This window comes from Kitasatospora sp. NPDC096077 (assembly GCF_040303245.1).
Taxonomy (GTDB): domain Bacteria; phylum Actinomycetota; class Actinomycetes; order Streptomycetales; family Streptomycetaceae; genus Kitasatospora.
In genome coordinates this window covers 8,369-29,657 of sequence record NZ_JBEOSV010000056.1, presented here as the reverse complement: position 1 = coordinate 29,657, position 21,289 = coordinate 8,369, and the positions used below count along the sequence as shown (strand labels likewise).

Here is a 21,289-nt window from a genome sequence, read left to right as displayed (position 1 = left end):
CCGGCCCCGGCGAGACCACGCCCCCGTTCCGGTCACACCGGAACGGGGGCGCTCCTCAGGCCCTTTCCCGGCGCGGGCCTCAGGCCCGGCCCGGCACCACCCCGACGGCCTCCCGCCGGCCGAACCGGCGCTCCGCCACCGCCACCAGCACCAGCAGGGCCACCACCGGCACTGCGACCGGCAGCAGGTGCGAGATCCCGCGGGACTCCCGCCAGATGTTGAACAGGCTGCCCGGCCCGGTCACCACCAGCACCGCCAGCCCGACCGCCGCCGCCCCCAGCCGCCCGCGCAGCCCGGCGAGGGCCAGCAGCGTCGGAGCGATCAGCAGCACCACGAACCACTGGAGGTCCAGCGGGAACGTCGTGTCGTCCCAGTTCTGGACCGCCTCCAGCATCCCGCCGAGGACCGCCGAGGCCACCACCAGCCCGGCGGTGCGCAGGTTCGGCCTGGGCAGCAGATCGGTCGGCGCGGCGGCCAGCAACAGCCCGGCCACCACGAACGGCACCGTGGCCATCCCGATGTAGCCGACCCACCAGACGTCGAAGAGGGTCCTCCCCAGGGCCGCGTCACCCAGGTCGTACAACCCGATGGCGCCCAGCAGCAGCGCGGTGACCCGAACCGCCGTCCACCGGCCCAGCAGGGCCGCCACTCCGAGCAGCAGCGCGGCCGCCGGCGGGGCGAAGGCCCGGACGTGGTTCCCGAACGAGTCGTCCCAGGCGAGCCACCTGGTGGTCCGCTCCAGTGTGGCCACCCAGGGCACCATGGTGGCCCCGACCACGGCCCCGGCGACCATCGGCGCCAGCAGGGCCAGCAGCCGTCCGGCCGCCGACCCGCCGGTCAGCCCGAGCCGCACCCGCAGACCGTACACCGCCAGGCCGAGCGCCTCCCGGGCGACCGCCACCCGACCGCCCTCGGCCGTCGTGTCGGCGAAGACCTCGGCCAGTTCCTCGCCGCGCTCACGGCGGTAGCGCGCCGGGTAGAGCTGCAGCGCGGCCCGCAGCAGCGCCGACGGCGTGGGGCCGATCACCGGCATGGTCATGAGAGTCCTCCCCCCGCGGCGGGCCGCTCCTGCGACCCGGTCCTCCCCGGCAACATCGACCGGATCTTCGTCAGCCGCCGCTCGGCCTCGGTGGCCACCGCCCGCAGCCGCTCGGCCTCGCTGGCCAGGGCGTCCCGTCCGGCGTCGGTCAGCGCGTAGCTGCGCCGGGCCCGGCCGTCCACGACCTCCTCGGCGGCGACCTCGATCAGCCCCTGGGTCAGCAGCCGGTCGAGCGCCCCGTAGAGCGTGCCGGTGCGCATCTTGACCCGGCCGTCCGAGATCGCGTCGATCTCCTGGATGAGCGCGTAGCCGTGTCTCGGGGCGTCGGCCAGCGCGGTGAGCAGCAGCAGCGTCGGCTCCTGCATGGAGCGTTCAGTCATACACCTACATATATCGCCGAACGGCACATCCGTCCACCGGTGCGGACCTCGAATCCCCGACCCACCACAATGAGGCCCATGCCGACCGAGGACCTGCTCACCGCCTGGACCGCCCTGCTGCACCGCTGCGGCACCACCGAGGACCCCGAACCGTACGGCCGGGAACTGCTGCGCCGCTGGTCCGAACCGCAGCGCCGCTACCACACCCCCGCGCACCTGCGCGCGGTGCTCGGCCACGTCGACGCCCTCGCCGGGCACGCCGCCGACCCGGACGCCGTCCGGCTGGCCGCCTGGTTCCACGACGCCGTCTACCGGCCCGACCGCACCGAGAACGAGCAGCGCAGCGCCGCCCTGGCCGTCCGCGCGCTGACCGCCGGCGGCCTGCCCGCCGACCGGGTCGCCGCGGTCGAGCGGCTGGTCCTGCTCACCGTCACCCACGACCCGGCCCCCGGCGACCGCGACGGCGAGGTGCTCTGCGACGCGGACCTCGCCGTGCTCGGCGGCACCCCGGAGGCCTACGCGGCGTACGCGGCCGCCGTCCGGGAGGAGTACGGCTTCGTCCCGGAGCCGGACTTCCGGGCCGGCCGGGCCGCCGTGCTGCGCCAACTCCTGGCGCTCCCGGCCCTCTACCGCACCCCCACCGCGCGCGACCGCTTCACCGAGCCCGCCCGCACCAACCTGACGGCCGAACTCGACGCCCTCCAGGGCGCCTAGGACCCCAGTTAGGCCCCCAGCTCCCCCACCGCCGCCACCACGGCGCCCTGCTTGCCGCACACCCAGTGCGGCTCCGGCCCCAACTCCGGCTCCACGCCGAGCGCGTGCGGGTCCCCGTCGGCCACGCAGGCGGTGCACAGCGGCCACCGCCCGTACGCCTCCAACAGGGCGTCCTGGACGTCCTGGGCGACCAGCCCGAGCACGTACTCGGTGCCGTCCGGCCACTGCTCCAGCCACCAGCGGCGGTGGGCGACGGCCTGCTCCACCAGCGAGACGACGGCGGCGTCCGCCACGTCCCGCGCGGTGAGGTCGGCCAGGATCAGCGCCCGGGCGTTGTGCAGGGCGGTCTCGATGTCGTCGGAAGCCATCCGTCCATTCTCCGCGGAAACGCCGGAACCCCGAAACGCCGCGTGGGCGACCCCCGGAACGCCGCATGGACGGCCCCCGGAAACGCCGCGTGGGCGGCCCCCCGAAGGGAACCGCCCACGCGGACGAGGATCGACGATCCGACCGGGAATCCGATCAGGATCAGAAGTCCATGTCACCGCCCGGCATGCCGCCGCCGGCGGCCGCGGCGGCCTTCTCCGGCTTGTCGGCGATGACGGCCTCAGTGGTGAGGAACAGCGCCGCGATGGAGGCGGCGTTCTGCAGCGCGGAGCGGGTGACCTTGGCCGGGTCGATGATGCCCGCGGCGACCAGGTCGACGTACTCGTTGGTGGCGGCGTTCAGGCCGTGACCGGCGGGGAGGTTGCGCACCTTCTCCACCACGACGCCACCCTCCAGGCCGGCGTTGGTCGCGATCTGCTTGATCGGGGCCTCCAGCGCGACCTTGACGATGTTGGCACCGGTGGCCTCGTCGCCGTCCAGCTCCAGCTTGTCGAACGCGACACCGGCCTGCAGCAGCGCGACGCCACCACCGGCGACGATGCCCTCCTCGACGGCGGCCTTGGCGTTGCGGACGGCGTCCTCGATGCGGTGCTTGCGCTCCTTGAGCTCCACCTCGGTGGCCGCGCCGGCCTTGATGACGGCCACGCCGCCGGCCAGCTTGGCGAGGCGCTCCTGGAGCTTCTCGCGGTCGTAGTCCGAGTCGCTGTTCTCGATCTCGGCGCGGATCTGGCTCACGCGACCGGCGACCTGCTCGCTGTCGCCGCCACCGTCGACGATGGTGGTCTCGTCCTTGGTGATGACCACCTTGCGGGCGGTGCCCAGCAGGTCGATGCCGGCGTTCTCCAGCTTGAGGCCGACCTCCTCGGAGATCACGGTGCCACCGGTGAGGATGGCGATGTCGCCGAGCATGGCCTTGCGGCGGTCGCCGAAGCCCGGGGCCTTGACGGCGACGGACTTGAAGGTGCCGCGGATCTTGTTCACGACCAGGGTCGACAGGGCCTCGCCCTCGACGTCCTCGGCGATGATGACGAGCGGCTTGCCGCTCTGCATGACCTTCTCCAGCAGCGGGAGCAGGTCCTTGACCGAGCCGATCTTGGAGTTGGCGATGAGGATGTACGGGTCCTCGAAGGTCGCCTCCATCCGCTCCAGGTCGGTGGCGAAGTAGGCGGAGATGTAGCCCTTGTCGAAGCGCATGCCCTCGGTGAGCTCAAGCTCCAGGCCGAAGGTGTTGCTCTCCTCGACGGTGATGACGCCTTCCTTGCCGACCTTGTCCATGGCCTCGGCGATGAGCTCGCCGATCTGGGTGTCGGCGGCGGAGATGGAGGCGGTGGAGGCGATCTGCTCCTTGGTCTCCACGTCCTTGGCCTGGGCCAGCAGCTGGTCCGAGACGGCGGCGACGGCCTTCTCGATACCGCGCTTCAGGGCCATCGGGTTGGCGCCGGCGGCGACGTTGCGCAGACCCTCGCGAACCAGGGCCTGGGCGAGCACGGTGGCGGTGGTGGTGCCGTCACCCGCGACGTCGTCCGTCTTCTTGGCGACCTCCTTGACGAGCTCCGCACCGATCTTCTCGTACGGGTCCTCGAGCTCGATCTCCTTGGCGATGGAGACACCGTCGTTGGTGATCGTGGGGGCGCCCCACTTCTTCTCCAGCACGACGTTGCGGCCCTTGGGGCCGAGCGTGACCTTCACGGCGTCGGCGAGCTGGTTCATGCCACGCTCAAGGCCGCGGCGAGCTTCCTCATCAAAGGCGATGATCTTGGCCATCAGAAGTGGTCCTCCGGGACACGGTCGACTGCTCGGACCAAGGGGTGCCCGCGACGGACGGCCCTGGTGCGCGGAGGTCCATTCCCCTACCGCTCCCGGGGGCCTCACCGACCCGGTCCGCTGTCACTCTCACACTGTGAGTGCTAACGCCAATGATTAGCACTCCGGGTGGTCGAGTGCAAGCCCAATCGGCAACCCGCGAGCCGCCCGACGGGCCCGTACGGGAACGCGAACAGGCCCGCACGGCAACGCGAACGGGCCCGTACGACGCGTGTCGTACGGGCCCGTCGAGAAGCAGGAGGTCCACCAGCAGTGGGCCGCGCCGAGCTCCTGGAGTCGGAAGGGGTCAGACCGCCGCGCGGACCATGTCCGCCTGCGGGCCCTTCTGTCCCTGGGAGATCTCGAACTCGACCCGCTGGCCCTCCTCGAGGGTGCGGTAGCCGTCCATCTGGATCGCGCTGTAGTGGACGAAGACGTCCGCACCACCGTCGACCGCGATGAAGCCGTAGCCCTTCTCCGCGTTGAACCACTTGACGGTGCCCTGAGCCATTCCGAACTCCCCTAGTGCTGTGCTGGCCCTTCACGGTCCCGCAGGTCGCGGGCCCGGGTCTGGTTTGAAGGCCGGCCCGGGGAACCCCCCCTGAGCGCAGCCGTGCACGCCGCAATCCTCCGCACGGGGGCGCCGGACGGCTTCCGTGAGCGGTTGATTACGTCGACCGCCGCTGAATGTATCCGGACCGACGCCCTCTGCAACAGGGTCAACCGCCGGGAATTCCGAGGGCCCGTCAAGAGACAAGAGTGAACAAACCGGGAGGAACTCGGCATTCGCCGCCGGACATAGCGGACGAATTACCCAAATGCCCGCAGGAATTCTGACATCTGCCTGACATGTTTCCCGGGAACGACCCCGGGCCGGTCCCGCCGGTCGGACGACCTCCGGCGAAGCACCCCGTGCGCCGGAAGGGCGGCCCTGTTCCCAGCAGAGCCACACTCTACTCCGACTTGAGCGGGAAATATTCCCGCCGAAATGCGAACGCGCCGCCCGTGCGTACGGAGAGTGGAATTCCGTACGCACGGGCGGCGCGGGGCGACCCGGAAAGCAACCCGGAAACGCGACCGCCGAACGGCTCAGCAGCCGCCGGCCACCGCCGGAATGATCGAGACGCTGGCGCCGTCCCCGATCTCGGTCGCCAGGCCCTCGGCGAACCGCACGTCGTCGTCGTTCACGTACACGTTGACGAAGCGGCGCAGCTTGCCGGTGTCGTCCAGGATCCGGGCCGAGATGCCCGCGTGGTTCTGCTCCAGGTGGGCGATGACCTCGGCCAGGGTGGCCCCCTCGGCGGTCACCTCGGCCGCACCGCCGGTGTAGGTGCGCAGGATGGTGGGGATGCGGACGTTGGCGCTCATGGCTCTCCTTGCGGGGTGGGGGTGGTTCAGGCGGACGCGAGACCGGCGGAGTGGAAGGCGTCCAGCGTCGGGCGGATGACGGCGGTCATCCCGGCCTCGGAGACGGCGTCCAGGGTCTTCAGGCCGTCGCCGGTGTTGATCGCGACGGTCTCCTTGGCCGGGTCCAGCTGACCCGTCTCGACCAACTTCTTCAGCACGCCGACGGTCACCCCGCCCGCGGTCTCGGCGAAGATGCCCTCGGTCCGGGCCAGCAGCCGGATCGCCGCCACGACCTCCGCGTCCGTGACGTCCTCGACCGCGCCGCCGGTGCGGCGGGCGATGTCCAGCACGTACGGGCCGTCCGCCGGGTTGCCGATCGCCAGCGACTTGGCGATGGTGTCCGGCTTCACCGGCTTGATCACGTCCCGGCCGGCCTTGAACGCCGCCGACACCGGCGAGCAGCCCTCCGCCTGGGCGCCGAAGATCCGGTACGGCCGGTCCTCGACCAGCCCCAGCCTGATCAGCTCCTGCAGCCCCTTGTCGATCTTCGTCAGCTGGGAGCCGGAGGCGATCGGGATGACGATCTGCTCCGGCAGGCGCCAGCCCAGCTGCTCGCAGATCTCGTACGCCAGCGTCTTGGAGCCCTCGCCGTAGTACGGCCGCAGGTTGACGTTGACGAAGCCCCAGCCCTCGCCGGCCGGGTCCCCGATCAGCTCCGAGCAGAAGCGGTTCACGTCGTCGTAGTTGCCCTCGATGCCGACCAGCTCGCCGCCGTACACCCCGGCCATCACGACCTTGCCCTGCTCCAGGTCGTGCGGGATGAAGACGCAGGACCGGAACCCGGCCCGGGCCGCCGCCGCGCCCACCGCGCCGGCCAGGTTGCCGGTGGAGGAGCAGGACAGCGTGGTGTACCCGAACGCCCGGGCCGCCTCGATCGCGCAGGCCACCACCCGGTCCTTGAACGAGTGGGTGGGGTTGCCGGAGTCGTCCTTGATGTGCAGCTGCGCGGTGAAGCCGAGCTCACGACCCAGGTTGTCCGCCTTGACCAGCGGGGTCCAGCCGGGGTTCAGGTTGGGCTTGGAGGCGACGTCGGCCGGCACCGGCAGCAGCGGCGCGTACCGCCAGATGGACGCGGGGCCGGACTCGATCCGCTTGCGCAGCTCCTCGGCGCGCTCGCTCCCGAACTCGTAGGCGATCTCCAGCGGCCCGAAGCACTCCAGGCAGGCGAAGCTGGGGCCGAGCGGGAACCGGGTTCCGCACTCCCGACAGGACAGCGCGGCGGCGGGGCCGAGGTCCACGGAAACAGGTGCGGCAGTGTCGATGGCCATGATGGCGGAGGCCTCTCTCCTCATCTTCCCCGCGGCGCGGTCGCGCCACAGGCCGGAATTGGCACCTGTCCCGCCGGGGCCTGTCGACAGACAGCCGAGCGAGAAGGTTGCCGGGACGTCAACGGGCCGTTCCCTCAGTCCCTCTGGATGAGCTTGTGAAATTGTGGCGGTGCGCAACGGTGACCCCGGCGTGCAAAGGTCCGACCGCTGTACGAAGACTGTATCCGAAGGCGTCACCCCTGAACGGGTCCGTCCGCCAAGCGAGATGAGCCGTTCCACCCCGATCCCGCCGAGGAGAGTCACCGTGCCCGCCGAACCGATCCCCGCGCTCCTCCCGCAGGCGGCGTCCTGGCTCCGCCGCCGCTCGTGGAGCGCGACCGACCGGCCGGTGCACACCCTGCTGGAGGCCAAGCGGCGCACCGGCCGCACCGTCAGCGTCGTCCTTCCGGCCCTGGACGAGGAGGCCACCGTCGGCGACATCGTCCGCACCGTCCGGCGCGAGCTGATGGAGCGGATCCCCCTGGTGGACGAACTCGTCGTGGTGGATTCCGGCTCCACCGACGCCACCGCCGCCGTCGCCGCCGCCGCGGGCGCCCGGGTGGAGCACCGCGACCGGATCCTGCCCCGGCTGCCCGCCGTCCCCGGCAAGGGCGAGGTGCTCTGGCGCTCGCTGCTGGTCACCCGCGGCGACATCGTCTGCTTCGTGGACGCCGACCTGCGCGAGTTCGACCCGGCCTTCGTCTCCGGCATCGTCGGCCCGCTGCTGACCGACGAGTCCGTCCAGCTGGTCAAGGCCATGTACGACCGCCCGCTGGAGACCGAGAGCGGGGCGGTCCTGCCGGTCGGCGGCGGCCGGGTCACCGAACTCGTCGCCCGCCCGCTGCTCAACCTGCACTGGCCGGAACTCGCCGGCTTCGTCCAGCCGCTCGGCGGCGAGTACGCGGCCCGCCGCCCGCTGCTCGAACGGCTGCCCTTCCCCACCGGCTACGGCGTCGAGCTCGGCCTGCTGGTCGACGCCCTGGAACTGGTCGGACTGGACGCCCTGGCCCAGGTCGACGTCGGCGTCCGGCACCACCGCCACCAGGACGGCCAGGCCCTCGGCCGGATGGCCGCCACGATCTACCGCACCGCCCTGGAGCGGCTCGACCGCACCCACCGCCTCAAGGCCTCCGCCGACCTGGTCCACCCCCACCTCACCCAGTTCAGCCGCGACCCGGACACCCGCGCCTTCACCGCCCACACCCACCCGGTGACGGCCCTGGAGCGCCCGCCGATGCACACTGTCCCCGAGTACGCGACCCGCCACTGAACCGCCTGCCGAAACGTTTGCCGACCCGACCCCCCGGCAACATCCCAACCATGGGCGATCTCACGACCGAACGTTCGAGTGCGACCGGCACCGCCCCCGTCCTGGTGGCCTCCAACCGGGGACCGGTGTCCTTCAGCACCGCCGACGACGGCACACTGACCCTGCGCCGCGGCGGCGGCGGCCTGGTCTCCGGCCTGTCCGCGATCGACGACCCGGACGCCGTCTGGGTCTGCGCCGCCCTGAACGACGCCGACCGCAGAGCCGCCCGGGAGGCCCCCGAGGGCCGGCTCGACCGGGCCGGGCACGAGGTCGGCGGCCAGGCCGTGCGGATGCTCGACATCGACCCGGAGACCTTCGCCCGCGCCTACAACGGCGTCGCCAACTCCACCCTCTGGTTCGTCCACCACCTGCTCTACGCGACGCCGACCGCGCCCTCCTTCGACGCCGGTTTCCGCACCGAGTGGGCCGCCTACCGGGCCTACAACGCCGCCTTCGCGGACGCCCTGGCCGCCGAGGCCGCCCCGGGCGCCGCGGTGCTGGTGCAGGACTACCACCTGTCCCTCGCCCCGGCCCTGCTCCGCGCAGCCCGCCCCGACCTGCGGATCGGCCACTTCTCCCACACCCCGTGGGCCCCGCCCGAGTACTACCGGCTGCTCCCCGACGATGTCGGCCGGGCCGTGCTGACCGGCATCCTCGGCGCCGATCGGGCCGGTTTCCTCACCGAACGCTGGGCCCGCGCCTTCGCCGCCTGCTGCGCGGACCTCCTCGGCGCCACCGTCGACCACGAGGCGCTCACCGTCACCCTCCCCCAGCCTTCGGCCGGGGGGACCCCCAGCGGCCGCACCACCCGGCTGGGCGTCCACGCCCTGGGCGCCGACGCCGACTTCCTGCGCGAGCGCGCCCACCGCCCCGACGTGGACGAACGCCTGGCCGCCCTGCGCAGTGCCGTCGGCGACCGCCGCACCGTCGTCCGGGTGGACCGCACCGAGCTGAGCAAGAACATCGTCCGCGGCCTCCAGGCCTACCGGCACCTGCTCCGCACCCGCCCCGAGTGGCACGACCGGGTGGTGCACATCGCCTTCGCCTACCCCTCCCGCACCGACCTCGCCGAGTACCGCGACTACACCGCCGCCGTCCGACGCCTGGCCGAGGAGATCGACGCCGAGTTCGCCACCCCCACCTGGCGGCCGCTGATCCTGCACGTCGACGACGACTTCCCGCGCTCCCTGGCGGCCTACCGCCTCGCCGACGTCGCCCTCGTCAACCCGATCCGGGACGGCATGAACCTGGTCGCCAAGGAGGTCCCGGTGGTCTCCGACCGGGGCTGCGCCCTCGTCCTCTCCCGGGAGGCCGGCGCCCACGCCGAGCTCAAGGACGACGCCCTCACCGTCAACCCCTACGACGTGATCGCCACCGCCGAGGCCCTGCACGCCGGACTCACCATGAGCCCGGAGGAGCGCGCCGACCGCACCAAGCGGCTCGCCGCGGCGGCCACCGCGCTCCCCCCGCAGCAGTGGTTCCTGGACCAGCTCAACGCGCTCTGACCGCCCGCCCCAAGCCCTCCAGCAGCTCCACCACGCCCGCGGGCCCGTCGACCACCAGATCCGCCCGGTCGGCGAGCTCGCGCACCGGCGCGTCCCCCACCGCCCCGGCGCACACCAGCAGCCCGGCGACGCCGTCCCCGCGCAACTGCTCCACCGCCGCGAAGGCCGCCACGTCCCCCAGGTCGTCCCCCGCGTAGAGCACCGAGCGGGCCCCGCGCTCCCGCAGGAACCCGGTCAGCGCCGCCCCCTTGTCCACCCCCGGCGGCCGCAGCTCCAGCACCAGCCGCCCGGGCTCCACCACCAGCCCGTGCTCGGCCGCCAGCTCCCCCACCGGCGCCCGCAGCAGCTCCAGCGCCCGTTCCGGCTCCGCCGTCCGCCGGGTGTGCACCGCCACCGAGCGCCCCTTGTCCTCCACCCACGTCCCCTCGGGCGCCCCCACCCGGGCCAGCACCCCCGGCAACGCCGCCCGGGCCCCGGCCACCCCCGGATGCACCTCCGGCGCCGTCAGCACGCCCCCCTCCCAGCGCTCGGCCCCGTAGTGCCCCAGCACCACCAGCCCCGGCACCCGGGCGAACCCGCCGTACTCCGCCGCCACCCCGGCCGGCCGCCCGGTGACGACCACCACGGCCCCGACCACCGACGCCAGCCCCCGCAGCGCCGCCACCACCCCGGGATGCGCCCGCGCCCGCGCCGGATCCGCCACGATCGGCGCCAACGTCCCGTCGAAGTCCAACGCGACCACCGCATCCCCCGGCGCCGCCACGATCGCCCGCCACCCGTCCCGCCCGGCACCAGTGACCGGCACGCCCATCTCGTCAAGAGCCATACCCAGGCCCATACCCACCCCCGCCCACCCCACCACCCCAGCGGGCGCGCAGGGCGAAAGCCCGCGCGCCCGCAAAGAACCACCCCCTAACCCGCACCCCACCCCACCCCACCCCACGAACCAACCAGGCGAGAGGGACGCGCTGCGGAAGGGGGCGGTGGAGGGGGTGGCCGCGGAGAGGGGCGTTGCGGGTGATTTTCAGACTGCCAACGGCGGCCAGGCATACGCAGACAGGGTCGGCAGTCCGAAAATCATCCAGCCCCCGGAGCGGCCACCCCCGGAACCGCCCCCGGCCACCCACCCTCCCGAGAGCCCCCCGTCAACGAGCCTCCCGCCGGGCCTCCCGGACCCTCCGCAGCCGGTTCACCAGCACCGGCGCGAACGCCAACGCCTCCTCCCGGTCCAGCAGCGCGTTCAGCAGCTGGTAGTACCGGGTCGAGGAGAGCCCCAGCTCCTCCCGGATCGCCCGCTCCTTGGCCCCCGCCGTCCGCCACTGCCGCCCCTCCAGCGCCAGTACCGCCCGGTCCCGCTCACTCAGCTCGTTCAGCTCGCCCACGACGAACACCTCCTGGCTACGAAGTGTCATCCTCGCCCCCGCCCCCGACACACTCTGCCCCCCGCCCCGGCATCCCCGCCCGGCTACCGTCACCCCCATGACCACGCCGAACACGCCGAGCTTCACCGTCCACGTCCCGACCGCCGAGCTCGACCCCGAGCCCCTCGACCCGTCCCAGATCGTCTCCGGCACCCCCGAGGTCACCGGAAGGGTCCTCGCCGAGTCCCCCGACGGCCGCCAGCTGCGCGGCATCTGGCAGATCACCCCGGGCGTGGTCACCGACGTGGAGGCCGACGAGGTGTTCACGGTGCTGAGCGGCCGGGCCACCATCGAGATCGAGGGCGGCCCGACCCTGACCGTCGGCCCGGGCGACTGCGCCGTCCTGCGCGCGGGCGACCGCACCACCTGGACGGTCCACGAGACCCTCCGCAAGACCTACGCGATCACCCTCCCCTGAGGACGGCCCCGCCGGGCGGGCCCGGGTCCTACTGCCGACGGACCCGGGCCGCCTCCTTGACCGCCGCGTCCTGCAGCCCGCCGAGCACCTGCTTCGGGTCCCCGGTCACCGCCTGCCCGATCCCGGTCTTGATCCGGTTGCTGACCTCGCCCCAGGCCGGGTCCCCGAACGGGTAGAAGCTCGCGTTGGTCAGCCCGACCGCGAACTGCTTGAGGTCCTCGTGCTTCGGGTCGGAGGACATCTGGTTGAAGGCGTCCTGGGTCACCGGCAGCAGGTTGTACTGCTCGTCGAACTTCAGCTGGTTGTCCTTCGCGTAGACGAAGGACAGGAACTTCTTGATCTCGTTCTTGTGCCCGTTGGCCTTGAACGCCATCATCCAGTCCGCGACCCCGAGGCTCCCGGTCTTCCCCACGCCGTCCTTCTTCGGGATCGGCGCCGTCCCGAAGTCGATCTTCCCGGCGGTGGCCATCCGGAGCAGCGTCGGATGCCCGTTCAGCATCGCGACCTTCCCGGAGGCGAAGTCCTGGAACACCGGCGTGCGGTTCATCTTGCCCGGGTCCGGATACGTCAGCCCGGTGCCGACCAGGTTGTTCTTCAGCCAGCTGAAGGTCGCCTGGTTCTGGTCGCTGTCGATGGTGTAGTTGCCGACGTCGTCGGAGAGCGAGCCGCCGCCGCTCAGCGTCCACAGCATCGACTCGGCCGGCGCCTCCTCGGGCCCGAGCGGGAGCCCGTACGGGGTCACCCCCGGCACCTTGGCCTTGATCTTCTCGGCCGCGGCCCGCAGCTCGTTCCAGGTGGTCGGCGGCTGGGAGATGCCCGCCTGCCGGAAGACCGCCTTGTTGTAGAAGAGCACCCGGGACGAGGACACGAACGGGATCCCGTACTGGGTGCCGATCACCTGCCCGGCGTGGGCGAAGTTGTCCATGAACTTGGCCTGGGTGTCCATCGAGAGCACGTCGGCGGCCGGGTACAGCCGGTCCGCCGCGACCTGCTCGGCGAAGCCGCCGGTCTGCAGCAGGTCCGGCGACTTCCCGGCCGCGATCATGTCGTCGACCTTCTTGCCGATGTCGGTCCAGCTGTCGACCTCGACCTCGACCTTGATGCCGGGGTTGGCCGACTCGAAGGCCTTGGCGACCTCGTCCCAGTAGTGCTTGGAGCTGGTGTCGATGCTCTCCCCGTAGTCCGCGGCGACCAGTTTGAGCGTGACCGGCCCGTCGCCCTGCCCACTGCAGGCGCTGACCGCGGTGAGCACCAGTGCTCCGGCCAACGCCGTTCCGAGCACACGGGTGGAAACGTGGGCGCGCCTGTCCAACGCGGGTACCGCCTTCGGGGGGAACTACGGGGGAACTACGGCCGGACGGTCGCGTCCGGCTGGGGGGAGCGCAACACTGCCAAATCGCCCACCGAATGGTCCACACCACTCGACCCCACCCGCCGAGTAGTTACCGAAGTGCCCTGGTTCATTGCACGATGCGCAACAACCGGTGGCCGAACGCCCCCTGTCGGGCCCTCGGGCACAAAGTCCCGCACACCCCCGCAGCCGAGACAAAGCTCACCCAGTATGGACCAGACCAATCCGACAACTGGACTAGACCTCTTCGACCAGACCAAGGGAAACTGTCCTCCGTGAAGCACGTCATCGCACTCGATGTAGGCGGCACCGGCATGAAGGCCGCGCTGCTCGCCCAGGACGGCTCCGTGCTGTTCGAAGCACGCCGACCGACCGGGCGGGAGCACGGCACCGACGCCGTCGTCGCCGCCATCCTCGACTTCGCCGCCGATCTGGCCGACGAGGGCCGGACCCGCTTCGGCCTCGCCCCGGCGGCGGCCGGGGTGGCCGTCCCCGGCACGATCGACGAGAGGAACGGGATCGCGGTCTTCTCCGCCAACCTCGGCTGGCGCGACCTCCCGCTGCGCAAGCTGCTCGGCGAACGCCTCGCCGCCCCCGGCGGCCCCGCGATGCCGGTGGCCCTCGGCCACGACGTGCGCTCCGGCGGCCTCGCCGAGGGCCGGCTCGGCGCCGGCCGCGGCGTCGACCGCTTCCTGTTCATCGCCCTGGGCACCGGCATCGCCGGCGCCATCGGCATCGACGGCCGGATCGAGGCCGGCGCGCACGGCTACGGCGGCGAGATCGGCCACGTCGTGGTCCGCCCCGGCGGCCCGCCGTGCGGCTGCGGCGCCCGCGGTTGCCTGGAGACCCTGGCCTCCGCCTCCGCCGTCTCCCGCGCCTGGGCCGAGGCCAGCGGTGACCCCGACGCCGACGCGGCATCCTGCGCCGCCGCGGTGGACGCCGGGGACGACCGCGCCCGCGCCGTCTGGCAGAACGCGGTCGACGCGCTGGCCGACGGCATCGTGCTGGCCCAGAGCCTGCTCGACCCGTCCACCGTCATCGTCGGCGGCGGGCTGGCCGAGGCCGGCGACACGCTCTTCACTCCGCTGCGCGCGGCGGTCACCGAGCGCCTGACCTTCCAGATGCCCCCGAAGGTCGTACCCGCCATGCTCAAAGACACCGCCGCGTCCCTGGGCGCGGGCCTGCTCGCCTGGGATCTGCTCTCGATGGAGGTGACCGCGTGACCACCGCGGACCGTGACCGTACCGCTCTGTCCGGAGCCCGACTGGTGCTGCCCGGCGGCGTCGTCGAGGGCGACCGGATCGCCGTCGAGGGCGAGCGCATCGCCGGCCTCGGCGGGGCCCCCGAGCCCGGCGACCTCGACCTGACCGGCCACACCGTCGTGCCCGGCTTCGTCGACCTGCACGTCCACGGCGGCGGCGGCGCCTCCTACGCCTCCGGCATCGCCGAGGAGGCCCTGCTCGCCGCCCGCACCCACCTCGAACACGGCACCACCACCACGATGGCCTCCACCGTCACCGGCGAGATCGACGACCTCGCCCGCCAGGCCGCCGTCCTCTCCGAACTCGTCGAGGACGGCGTCCTGGCCGGCATCCACTTCGAGGGCCCCTTCATCTCCCACAACCGCTGCGGCGCCCACCGCCCCGACCTGCTGCGCGACCCCGACCCCGCACTGGTCCGCAAGCTCGTCGACGCTGCCCGCGGCCACGCGAAGATGGTCACCCTCGCCCCCGAACTCCCCGGCGGCCTCGACTCGGTGCGTATGCTCGCCGACCTCGGCGTGATCGCCGCCGTCGGCCACACCGACTCCGACTACCCCACCACCCTCGAAGCCGTCGAGGCCGGCGCCACCGTCGCCACCCACCTCTTCAACGCCATGCCCGGCATCGCCCACCGCGCCCCCGGACCGATCGTGGCCCTGCTGGAGGACGAACGCGTCACCGTCGAACTGATCAACGACGGCGTCCACCTCCACCCCTCCGTCCTCGACCTCGCCTACGGCACCGCCGGCGCCGACCGGGTCGCCCTGATCACCGACGCCATGGGCGCCGCCGGCATGGGCGACGGCCTCTACCCCCTCGGCCCCCTCCAGGTCGAGGTCAAGGACGGCGTCGCCCGGCTGGTCGAGGGCGGCGCGATCGCCGGCTCCACCCTCACCCTGGACGTGGCGTTCAAGCGCTCCGTCACCGTCAACGGCCTGAGTCTCACCCGGACCGTCGAGTCACTCTCCACCACCCCGGCCCGGCTGCTCGGCCTCGCCGACTCGATCGGCTCGCTGGAGACCGGCAAGCTCGCCGACCTGGTCGTGGTCGACTCCGACAGCTACGACCTGGTCGCCGTCATGCGCCGGGGCCGCTGGGTGGTCGGCGGCGACAGGTTCCGCACCGTCAAGTCCGGCTGACCGAACGCCGACGGCCGCCCTCCCCCGGTGGGGAGGGCGGCCGTTCGCACGTCCGGTCAGCCGGTCAGCTGCTCGGTTCCACCGTGATCTGGTCGATCAGGATCGGCCCCGAGGGGACCGTGAAGGAGACCGAGTTCGCCCCGGCCTGCAGCTGCGGGAGTATCCACGTGCTGAACCAGGACGAGGCCGGGTCCTTGCCCGGCGAGTAGTTCTTGAAGGTCAGGCCGCTCGGCCAGTCCTTGCCGTTCACCGACGCCGCGCCCTTCACATCGGCCCCGGCGTTGTTGTAGTGCACGGTCAGCTTGTACGTCCCGGCCGTCGCGATCTGGCCGTTCCAGGTCACGCTGCCGCCCTGCTGGAGCGTCAGGTAGCTGCCGTCGGCGGACTTCGCGCCCTTGACGCTGTTGCCGGACGGCGCGTTCTGGCCCTGCAGCTGACCGGCGTCCACGGTCGCCGGCCCGGCGGAGACGGTGGCGCTCGCCGAGGGCGAGACCGAGCCGGTCGAACCGCTCGGGGTCGCGCCGCCGCTGGGCGCCGGCGGGGCGGCGGTCGTGCTGCCGCCCTTGGCGTCCTTGCCGCCGTCCGGATCCCCGGTGGAGAGCGCGATCCCGGCACCGATCGCTATCGCGGCGACCACCGCGACCGCGCCGATCACCGCGCCCTTGCTCCGGCCACTGCTGCGCGGCTCGTCCCCCGGCTGCGGCCGGGAGTGCTCGGCGTAGCGGGTCTGCTGGGTGGGCGCGGTGTACTCGGCCTGCTGCTGCGGCGGCATCCCGGGCTGACCGTACGGGGCCTGCTGGCCGTACGGCGGCTGCTGCTGCCCGTACGGCTGCTGCTGCTGCGCCCGCGGGGGGTAGCCGTACTGCGCCCGGCCGACCTCCATCGGGCGGTTGTAGGACGTCCGGGGAACGCCCTGCTGCGGCTCGGCCGACTGCCCGGTGGAGCCGTCGGCCGGGCGGTAGAGGTAGCCGAACGGGTCGTCGTCCTGCGGGGCACCGCCCGCCTGACCCTCGGGCAATCCGTTGTCGCCGGCGGTCGTCACGGTGGTCTGCTCCCCCATCCGGTGTGCGTCGCCGCGCGCGGGCGGCGCAGATCATGGACGCTGTCGTACCGGGCACCCTACCTGTCCTACCTGACAGCAGGAAAAGAACCCTTGACAACCCGTGGGTAACCTGTGCGCCCCCGGGTGCTCGGCATCCGATCGACTCCGGGCCGGAACCGAGCGGCTTCCGTCAGCCCGCCCGCCGGTGCGAGCGCTCGCCGCGCGCCCCGCGCACCGCGCCGCCCCGGGCGCGCTTCTCGTCGTACATCCGCTCGTCCGCGGTGTGCAGCACCTCCTCGATGCTCATCCCGCAGCCGGCCCAGCCGATCCCGAGGCTCACCCCGACCCGCATCGCCCGGCCGTCGATCCGCATCGGCGGGATGATCGCGTTGCGCAGCCGGTGGGCGAGGTCCTTGGCCTCGTCCCGGCCGATCCCGTCGGCCAGCACCACGAACTCGTCGCCGCCCAGCCGGGCCACCGTGTCGCCGTCCCGGACCGCCCCGCTCAGCCGCCGGGCCACCTCGACCAGCACCGAGTCGCCGGCGTTGTGCCCGAACCGGTCGTTGATCGACTTGAAGCCGTCCAGGTCGCAGAAGAGCACCGCCAGCCCCTTGTCGACCGGCGTCGGCGGGCCGGAGCGGAACGGCACGGACCAGGCGTCGCCGCCGCCCGGCCCGTACTCGGCCGGGACCACCGCGTGCACGTGCTCCCCGAAGCCGGCCGCGAGGCCGGGCAGCGGGGAGCCCTCGACCGGTCCGTAGCCGTGCACCGACCCGGCGTACGGGTCCGCGCCCTCCAGCCCCTCGTACGCCGTGTGCGCGCTGTAGGAGTCGGCCGGGTAGCCGTACGGCTGCTGGTGGCCGACCTCGGCGGGGAGCGCGGCGGCACCGACCGGCTGCGGCTCGGGACAGAGCCGGCGGGCCAGCCGGGCCTTGAGCTCGGCGCCGTTGGGCAGGCCGGTGAGCGCGTCGTGGCTGGCCCGGTGGGCGAGCTGGAGTTCGTGGCGCTTGCGGTCCTCGATGTCCTCGACATGGGTGAGCAGGAAACTCGGGCCCTCGGCCGCGTCCGCCACGATCGAGTTGCGCAGGCAGACCCACTGGTAGCCGCCGTCCCGCCGGGACAGCCGCAGTTCCGCCCGGCCGCTCTCGGCGCTGGTGCGTTCCAACAGGGCGCGGTCCTCGGGGTGGACGAGGTCGGCGAAGCTCTGCTGGCGCAGCACCGCGCGGGGGCGGCCGAGCAGTCGACAGAGCGCGTCGTTGACCCTGGTCAGCTGACCGCGCCCGGCGCCGTGCAGCTCGGTGATCGCCATCCCGCTGGGCGCGTACTCGAAGGCCTGCCGGAAGCTCTCCTCGCTGGCCCGCAGCGCCTGCTGCTCCTTCTCCAGCCGGGCCAGCGCGCGCTGCATCTCGGCCCGCAGCCGGGCGTTGCCGATCGCGATGGAGGCCTGCAGCGAGAACATCTCCAGGGCTTCGCGGGTCCACGCCCCGGGCCGCTTGCCGCTGCGCGGGCGGTCCACCGAGAGCACGCCGAGCAGGTCGCCGCCGGCGCTGTACATCGGGGCGAGCAGCCCGTCGGCGGGGTGCCAGTCGTTGGCGTAGACGGGCAGCGGGCCGTCGCCGATCCAGCGCGGGATGTCGCTGGCGACCGCCCAGCCGCGGTCGTACGGCAGGAAGCGCAGGGTGCCCCAGTGGTCGCTGACGCCGAGCAGCCGGTCCCAGGACTCGCGTGAGCCGACCTGGCCGAGCAGCACCGAGGGCCCGCCCATCGGGCTCTCCTCCAGCTCCCAGACCGCCGCCACCACCAGGTCGCCGTCCGGCCGGACCAGGCTGACCGCGGCGGCGTCGAAGCCGAGTCCGTGCACCGCGCCCTCGACGACGGCCTGCAGCGTGCCCGCCAGGCTGCGGGCAGCGTTGAGGTCCGCCACGACCCGGTGCAAGGTGCGGAGGGTCGCGAGACGGACGTACGGCTCCGACTCGGCTTCCATGCGGGGGCTCCCCGGCTGCTTCGGATAGTTCTTGATTGGTTATCGTCCGATTGCCAGAAGAACTGAATCACAGGGAGCACAGCGTTCGGCACGCTCGGTCAGCAATAGGCCACCACTTGTGACTTAAATCACACAACACTAATGCGTCCTTCATCAGCTCATCCGCCCCATAGCCGGACATAAAGCGCTATCGGAACAATTCCCGTGGTCGACCGCATTGGCCGCATCCTGAAGCCCACTGCACCCGCCGGTCCACCCGCTTCACCCCTGGGAGTGACCGGGCCCCCCGCCCGGCCGGACGTGCGCCGGTGGTCCTACGACCACGGCCCGATGCCGTTTCCCGCCTGCGACGACTACCGTGCGGTACGTGTACCCGTCCCCGCAGCCCGAAGCTGCCACCCAGGCCACGCCCGACGAGTTCCGGGCAGCACTCTCCCAGCTCGCCGCCGGCGTCAGCCTGGTGACCGTCCACGACGAGGAGGACGGCGAGGACATCGGCATGACCGCCACCTCCTTCCTCTCCGTGTCGCTGGACCCGCCGCTGGTGCTGATCTCGGTGCGCGAGGACTCCCGGATGGACGAGGTGCTCTCCCGCAACGGCACCTGGGCGGTCTCGGTGCTCACCGAGGGGCAGAAGACGCTCGGCTCCCGCTTCGCCATGAAGGGCCGGCTCAGCGACCGGCTGCTGTTCGCGGAGACCCCGCACCGCCACGGCGCCCGCACCGGCGCCCCGCTGATCGAGGGCGCGCTCGCCACCGTCGAATGCCGCACCGAACAGCGGATACCCGCGGGCGACCACACCCTGCTGCTCGGCCGGGTCCTGGAGGCGACCGTCCCCACCCCCGGCGGCCGCCCGCTGCTCTACTTCCACGGCGGCTACCGCACGCTGGGCTGAGCCGCAGCACCGCACGACACCCGCCGGCGCCCCGGCCGAAACGGTTCGCCGCGCCGGACTACTCGCCGCGCGGCGCCCGACGCCCCTGCTTCAGCTCGGAGCGGTGCTTCTTGTTCTCCAGCCGCCGCTGCACCATCCCCCGGCTCGGCCGGGTCGCCCGACGGGCCTTCGGCGGCGGCGCGCACGCCTCGCTCAGCACCGCGGCCAGCCGGGCCCCGGCCGCCTCCCGGTTGCGCCACTGCGAACGGAACTCCGAGGCCTGGATCACCAGCACCCGGCCGTCCACCAGCCGGTTCGCCAGCCGCTCCAGGGCGCGGGTGCGCCACACCTCGGGCAGCGCCTTCGAAGCGGCCACGTCGTAGCGCAGCTCGACCTTGGAGTCGGAGGTGTTGACGTGCTGGCCACCGGGGCCGGAGGAACGCGAGAAGCGCCAGACGAGCTCGGCGTCGGGGACGACCACCGACCCCCGTACGCGGATGGGCTCGGACATGCGCCCATCATCCCGCGCCCGCCCCGCCCGGTCACGCGGTTAAAGGTAGGTCGCCCGTGCCCGCAGCGGAGGCCGGTTACCGCCACCGGCCCGGACCCCCGACAATGGCGTACGTGATCGAGCTCGGCTACTCCCTCTCCAACCGCTTCCCCGACCCCCCGCAGACCGACTACCGCACCGCCCCCGTGCGCTCGCTGCGGTACGACCTGTTCTGCGGCGACGTCTACCTGGACGCCGAGGGCGCCGAACTCTCCACCCGCTGGGGCTGGGTGCCGGTACTGGACTTCGCCTGGGCGCTGTGCGACATCGTCGAGCAGCTCGACCGCGACCCGGACGGCTCCCGGGCGGCCCGGGTGCAGACCGCCGACCTCGACTTCACCCAGAACACCGAACTGCTGCGCTTCGCCCGCCGCTTCAACTGGGTCGAGGTCACCGCGACCTGGCTGCGGGACGAGCCGCCCGCCGTGATCCGGCACAGCGAGCTGCGGCGCGAGGCCCGGGACTTCCTCCAGGACACCCTCGCCGACCTGTTCGACATGCACCCCGACCTGGCCGACAACCCGAACATCTGGACGCTGCAGGGCCGGTTCCCCCGGGTCTGACCCCGGAACCGCCCGACCATGCCACCGCATTGCCCGGCCTTTGCCCGGGGTTGACCCCTGACGAAGAATTCACGGGATCCACGGAACCAAGCCCTCGTCGTATTGCGTTGTCCCGGAAAAAGCGAACGAAGGGACTGCAATCGCCATGCCAGTGAGCCTCTCCAAGGGTGGAAACGTCTCGCTGACCAAGGAGGCCCCCGGCCTGTCCGCGGTCAGCATCGGCCTGGGCTGGGACGTCCGCACCACGACCGGCGCCGAATTCGACCTGGACGCCAGCGCGATCGTCCTGAACGCGGACGGCAAGGTGCTCTCCAACGCGCACTTCGTCTTCTTCAACAACACCAGCGCCCCGGACGGCACCGTCGTGCACACCGGTGACAACCGGACCGGCGAGGGCGCCGGCGACGACGAGTCGATCAACGTCGACCTGGCCGGCCTGCCGGCCGAGGCCGTCAAGATCACCTTCCCGGTCACCATCTACGACGGCACCGCCCGCGGTCAGAACTTCGGCCAGGTCCGCAACGCCTACATCCGCGTGGTGAACGCGGCCGGCGGCGCCGAGATCGCCCGCTACGACCTCTCCGAGGACGCCGCCACCGAGACCGCGATGATCTTCGGCGAGCTCTACCGCAACAACGGCGAGTGGAAGTTCCGCGCGGTCGGCCAGGGCTACGCCTCCGGCCTGGCCGGCATCGCCCAGGACTTCGGCGTGCAGATCTGACCCGACGCACGCCGGAACGGAACCGCCGCGGCGCGGGGGGGGGGCCCCCCGCACCGACCCCCCCCCCCCCCCGCGCGCAGGGGACGCGCCGCGCCGGCCGCGCCGGACGGCGG

The 21,289-nt window shown here is 72.6% G+C and carries 22 protein-coding genes and 1 riboswitch; of the genes, 9 read left to right on the top strand and 13 right to left on the bottom strand.

Annotated elements, in window-relative coordinates; translation table 11 throughout:
• Positions 1–79: 79 nt before the first annotated feature.
• Complete coding sequence (locus tag ABTZ03_RS33095) at positions 80–1,039, bottom strand: hypothetical protein (RefSeq protein ID WP_350516841.1); 960 nt, start codon at positions 1,037–1,039, stop codon at positions 80–82.
• Positions 1,036–1,419 (bottom strand): PadR family transcriptional regulator, encoded by a 384-nt coding sequence (locus ABTZ03_RS33090; RefSeq protein WP_350516840.1) that lies wholly within the window; start codon positions 1,417–1,419, stop codon positions 1,036–1,038. Before ABTZ03_RS33090 ends, ABTZ03_RS33095 begins: the two co-directional genes overlap by 4 nt.
• A 78-nt stretch (positions 1,420–1,497) precedes the next feature.
• On the opposite strand from ABTZ03_RS33090, the gene ABTZ03_RS33085 reads away from it, so the two are divergent.
• Positions 1,498–2,133 (top strand): HD domain-containing protein, encoded by a 636-nt coding sequence (locus tag ABTZ03_RS33085; protein WP_350516839.1) that lies wholly within the window; start codon positions 1,498–1,500, stop codon positions 2,131–2,133.
• An 8-nt stretch (positions 2,134–2,141) separates the two neighbouring features.
• Here ABTZ03_RS33085 and ABTZ03_RS33080 read toward each other — a convergent pair whose 3' ends face one another.
• From ABTZ03_RS33080 to thrC, 5 genes are all read right to left on the bottom strand, one after another.
• Positions 2,142–2,501: a DUF8819 family protein gene (locus ABTZ03_RS33080; protein ID WP_350516838.1), complete on the bottom strand. Its 360-nt coding sequence runs from the start codon at positions 2,499–2,501 to the stop codon at positions 2,142–2,144.
• Positions 2,502–2,661: 160 nt separating this feature from the next.
• The gene (groL, locus tag ABTZ03_RS33075) at positions 2,662–4,284 is read right to left on the bottom strand and encodes a chaperonin GroEL (RefSeq protein ID WP_350516837.1); all 1,623 of its coding nucleotides are present in this window, start codon (positions 4,282–4,284) and stop codon (positions 2,662–2,664) included.
• 346 nt (positions 4,285–4,630) lie between these two features.
• Positions 4,631–4,834 (bottom strand): cold-shock protein, encoded by a 204-nt coding sequence (locus tag ABTZ03_RS33070; RefSeq protein WP_030289665.1) that lies wholly within the window; start codon positions 4,832–4,834, stop codon positions 4,631–4,633.
• Positions 4,835–5,412: 578 nt separating this feature from the next.
• A complete protein-coding gene (locus tag ABTZ03_RS33065; RefSeq protein ID WP_350516836.1) occupies positions 5,413–5,691 on the bottom strand; it encodes a MoaD/ThiS family protein in 279 nt (92 codons plus the stop codon).
• A 26-nt stretch (positions 5,692–5,717) separates the two neighbouring features.
• On the bottom strand, positions 5,718–6,998 hold the full coding sequence (gene thrC / locus ABTZ03_RS33060; protein ID WP_350516835.1) for a threonine synthase: 1,281 nt from the start codon (positions 6,996–6,998) through the stop codon (positions 5,718–5,720).
• A 17-nt stretch (positions 6,999–7,015) separates the two neighbouring features.
• A riboswitch (SAM riboswitch) is annotated at positions 7,016–7,152 on the bottom strand.
• Between the two features lie 150 nt (positions 7,153–7,302).
• On the opposite strand from thrC, the gene ABTZ03_RS33055 reads away from it, so the two are divergent.
• The gene (locus ABTZ03_RS33055; protein WP_350516834.1) at positions 7,303–8,307 is read left to right on the top strand and encodes a glucosyl-3-phosphoglycerate synthase; all 1,005 of its coding nucleotides are present in this window, start codon (positions 7,303–7,305) and stop codon (positions 8,305–8,307) included.
• A gap of 50 nt (positions 8,308–8,357) precedes the next feature.
• Positions 8,358–9,851 (top strand): alpha,alpha-trehalose-phosphate synthase (UDP-forming), encoded by a 1,494-nt coding sequence (locus ABTZ03_RS33050; RefSeq protein WP_350516833.1) that lies wholly within the window; start codon positions 8,358–8,360, stop codon positions 9,849–9,851.
• On the opposite strand, the gene otsB is transcribed toward ABTZ03_RS33050, so the two are convergent.
• Both otsB and ABTZ03_RS33040 read right to left on the bottom strand, forming a co-directional pair.
• Entirely contained in the window at positions 9,838–10,677 is an 840-nt protein-coding gene (gene otsB / locus ABTZ03_RS33045) for a trehalose-phosphatase (RefSeq protein ID WP_350516832.1), read from the bottom strand. The genes ABTZ03_RS33050 and otsB overlap by 14 nt on opposite strands.
• A gap of 319 nt (positions 10,678–10,996) precedes the next feature.
• Positions 10,997–11,263, bottom strand: coding sequence for a DUF3263 domain-containing protein (locus ABTZ03_RS33040; RefSeq protein ID WP_350516831.1), 267 nt, complete (start codon positions 11,261–11,263; stop codon positions 10,997–10,999).
• A 67-nt stretch (positions 11,264–11,330) separates the two neighbouring features.
• On the opposite strand from ABTZ03_RS33040, the gene ABTZ03_RS33035 reads away from it, so the two are divergent.
• Positions 11,331–11,690 (top strand): cupin domain-containing protein, encoded by a 360-nt coding sequence (locus ABTZ03_RS33035; RefSeq protein ID WP_350516830.1) that lies wholly within the window; start codon positions 11,331–11,333, stop codon positions 11,688–11,690.
• Positions 11,691–11,718: 28 nt separating this feature from the next.
• Here ABTZ03_RS33035 and ABTZ03_RS33030 read toward each other — a convergent pair whose 3' ends face one another.
• Positions 11,719–12,957, bottom strand: a complete 1,239-nt coding sequence (locus ABTZ03_RS33030) for an extracellular solute-binding protein (RefSeq protein WP_350516829.1) — start codon at positions 12,955–12,957, stop codon at positions 11,719–11,721.
• Between the two features lie 359 nt (positions 12,958–13,316).
• Between ABTZ03_RS33030 and ABTZ03_RS33025 the strand changes: the two genes are divergently transcribed.
• Both ABTZ03_RS33025 and nagA read left to right on the top strand, forming a co-directional pair.
• On the top strand, positions 13,317–14,264 hold the full coding sequence (locus ABTZ03_RS33025; protein WP_350516828.1) for an ROK family protein: 948 nt from the start codon (positions 13,317–13,319) through the stop codon (positions 14,262–14,264).
• Positions 14,261–15,442: an N-acetylglucosamine-6-phosphate deacetylase gene (nagA, locus tag ABTZ03_RS33020; RefSeq protein WP_350516827.1), complete on the top strand. Its 1,182-nt coding sequence runs from the start codon at positions 14,261–14,263 to the stop codon at positions 15,440–15,442. The genes ABTZ03_RS33025 and nagA overlap by 4 nt, the downstream gene beginning before the upstream one ends.
• A 64-nt stretch (positions 15,443–15,506) precedes the next feature.
• Here the strand turns inward: nagA and ABTZ03_RS33015 are convergent, their stop codons facing one another.
• Both ABTZ03_RS33015 and ABTZ03_RS33010 read right to left on the bottom strand, forming a co-directional pair.
• Positions 15,507–16,502, bottom strand: a complete 996-nt coding sequence (locus ABTZ03_RS33015) for a carbohydrate-binding protein (protein WP_350516826.1) — start codon at positions 16,500–16,502, stop codon at positions 15,507–15,509.
• A 172-nt stretch (positions 16,503–16,674) separates the two neighbouring features.
• Positions 16,675–18,468, bottom strand: a complete 1,794-nt coding sequence (locus ABTZ03_RS33010; RefSeq protein WP_350516825.1) for a GGDEF domain-containing protein — start codon at positions 18,466–18,468, stop codon at positions 16,675–16,677.
• A gap of 367 nt (positions 18,469–18,835) precedes the next feature.
• Here ABTZ03_RS33010 and ABTZ03_RS33005 point away from each other — a divergent pair, with 367 nt between their 5' ends.
• Positions 18,836–19,363, top strand: a complete 528-nt coding sequence (locus ABTZ03_RS33005; RefSeq protein ID WP_350516824.1) for a flavin reductase family protein — start codon at positions 18,836–18,838, stop codon at positions 19,361–19,363.
• Between the two features lie 58 nt (positions 19,364–19,421).
• On the opposite strand, the gene arfB is transcribed toward ABTZ03_RS33005, so the two are convergent.
• A complete protein-coding gene (gene arfB, locus ABTZ03_RS33000; protein WP_350516823.1) occupies positions 19,422–19,853 on the bottom strand; it encodes an alternative ribosome rescue aminoacyl-tRNA hydrolase ArfB in 432 nt (143 codons plus the stop codon).
• A 104-nt stretch (positions 19,854–19,957) separates the two neighbouring features.
• On the opposite strand from arfB, the gene ABTZ03_RS32995 reads away from it, so the two are divergent.
• Positions 19,958–20,455, top strand: coding sequence for a hypothetical protein (locus ABTZ03_RS32995; RefSeq protein WP_350516822.1), 498 nt, complete (start codon positions 19,958–19,960; stop codon positions 20,453–20,455).
• Positions 20,456–20,600: 145 nt separating this feature from the next.
• The gene (locus tag ABTZ03_RS32990; protein WP_350516821.1) at positions 20,601–21,176 is read left to right on the top strand and encodes a TerD family protein; all 576 of its coding nucleotides are present in this window, start codon (positions 20,601–20,603) and stop codon (positions 21,174–21,176) included.
• Positions 21,177–21,289 lie beyond the last annotated feature (113 nt).

What these genes read in the sequence shown, in the direction of transcription:
- ABTZ03_RS33040 (WP_350516831.1), bottom strand. Translation starts at nt 11,263, where the DNA reads ATGACACTTCGTAGCCAGGAGGTGTTCGTCGTGGGCGAGCTGAACGAG.
- otsB (WP_350516832.1), bottom strand. Translation starts at nt 10,677, where the DNA reads ATGGCTCTTGACGAGATGGGCGTGCCGGTCACTGGTGCCGGGCGGGAC.
- ABTZ03_RS33035 (WP_350516830.1), top strand. Translation starts at nt 11,331, where the DNA reads ATGACCACGCCGAACACGCCGAGCTTCACCGTCCACGTCCCGACCGCC.
- ABTZ03_RS32995 (WP_350516822.1), top strand. Translation starts at nt 19,958, where the DNA reads ATGGCGTACGTGATCGAGCTCGGCTACTCCCTCTCCAACCGCTTCCCC.
- ABTZ03_RS33070 (WP_030289665.1), bottom strand. Translation starts at nt 4,834, where the DNA reads ATGGCTCAGGGCACCGTCAAGTGGTTCAACGCGGAGAAGGGCTACGGC.
- ABTZ03_RS33065 (WP_350516836.1), bottom strand. Translation starts at nt 5,691, where the DNA reads ATGAGCGCCAACGTCCGCATCCCCACCATCCTGCGCACCTACACCGGC.
- ABTZ03_RS33015 (WP_350516826.1), bottom strand. Translation starts at nt 16,502, where the DNA reads ATGGGGGAGCAGACCACCGTGACGACCGCCGGCGACAACGGATTGCCC.
- ABTZ03_RS32990 (WP_350516821.1), top strand. Translation starts at nt 20,601, where the DNA reads ATGCCAGTGAGCCTCTCCAAGGGTGGAAACGTCTCGCTGACCAAGGAG.
- groL (WP_350516837.1), bottom strand. Translation starts at nt 4,284, where the DNA reads ATGGCCAAGATCATCGCCTTTGATGAGGAAGCTCGCCGCGGCCTTGAG.
- ABTZ03_RS33085 (WP_350516839.1), top strand. Translation starts at nt 1,498, where the DNA reads ATGCCGACCGAGGACCTGCTCACCGCCTGGACCGCCCTGCTGCACCGC.
- ABTZ03_RS33080 (WP_350516838.1), bottom strand. Translation starts at nt 2,501, where the DNA reads ATGGCTTCCGACGACATCGAGACCGCCCTGCACAACGCCCGGGCGCTG.
- arfB (WP_350516823.1), bottom strand. Translation starts at nt 19,853, where the DNA reads ATGTCCGAGCCCATCCGCGTACGGGGGTCGGTGGTCGTCCCCGACGCC.
- ABTZ03_RS33050 (WP_350516833.1), top strand. Translation starts at nt 8,358, where the DNA reads ATGGGCGATCTCACGACCGAACGTTCGAGTGCGACCGGCACCGCCCCC.
- ABTZ03_RS33095 (WP_350516841.1), bottom strand. Translation starts at nt 1,039, where the DNA reads ATGACCATGCCGGTGATCGGCCCCACGCCGTCGGCGCTGCTGCGGGCC.
- ABTZ03_RS33010 (WP_350516825.1), bottom strand. Translation starts at nt 18,468, where the DNA reads ATGGAAGCCGAGTCGGAGCCGTACGTCCGTCTCGCGACCCTCCGCACC.
- thrC (WP_350516835.1), bottom strand. Translation starts at nt 6,998, where the DNA reads ATGGCCATCGACACTGCCGCACCTGTTTCCGTGGACCTCGGCCCCGCC.
- ABTZ03_RS33090 (WP_350516840.1), bottom strand. Translation starts at nt 1,419, where the DNA reads ATGACTGAACGCTCCATGCAGGAGCCGACGCTGCTGCTGCTCACCGCG.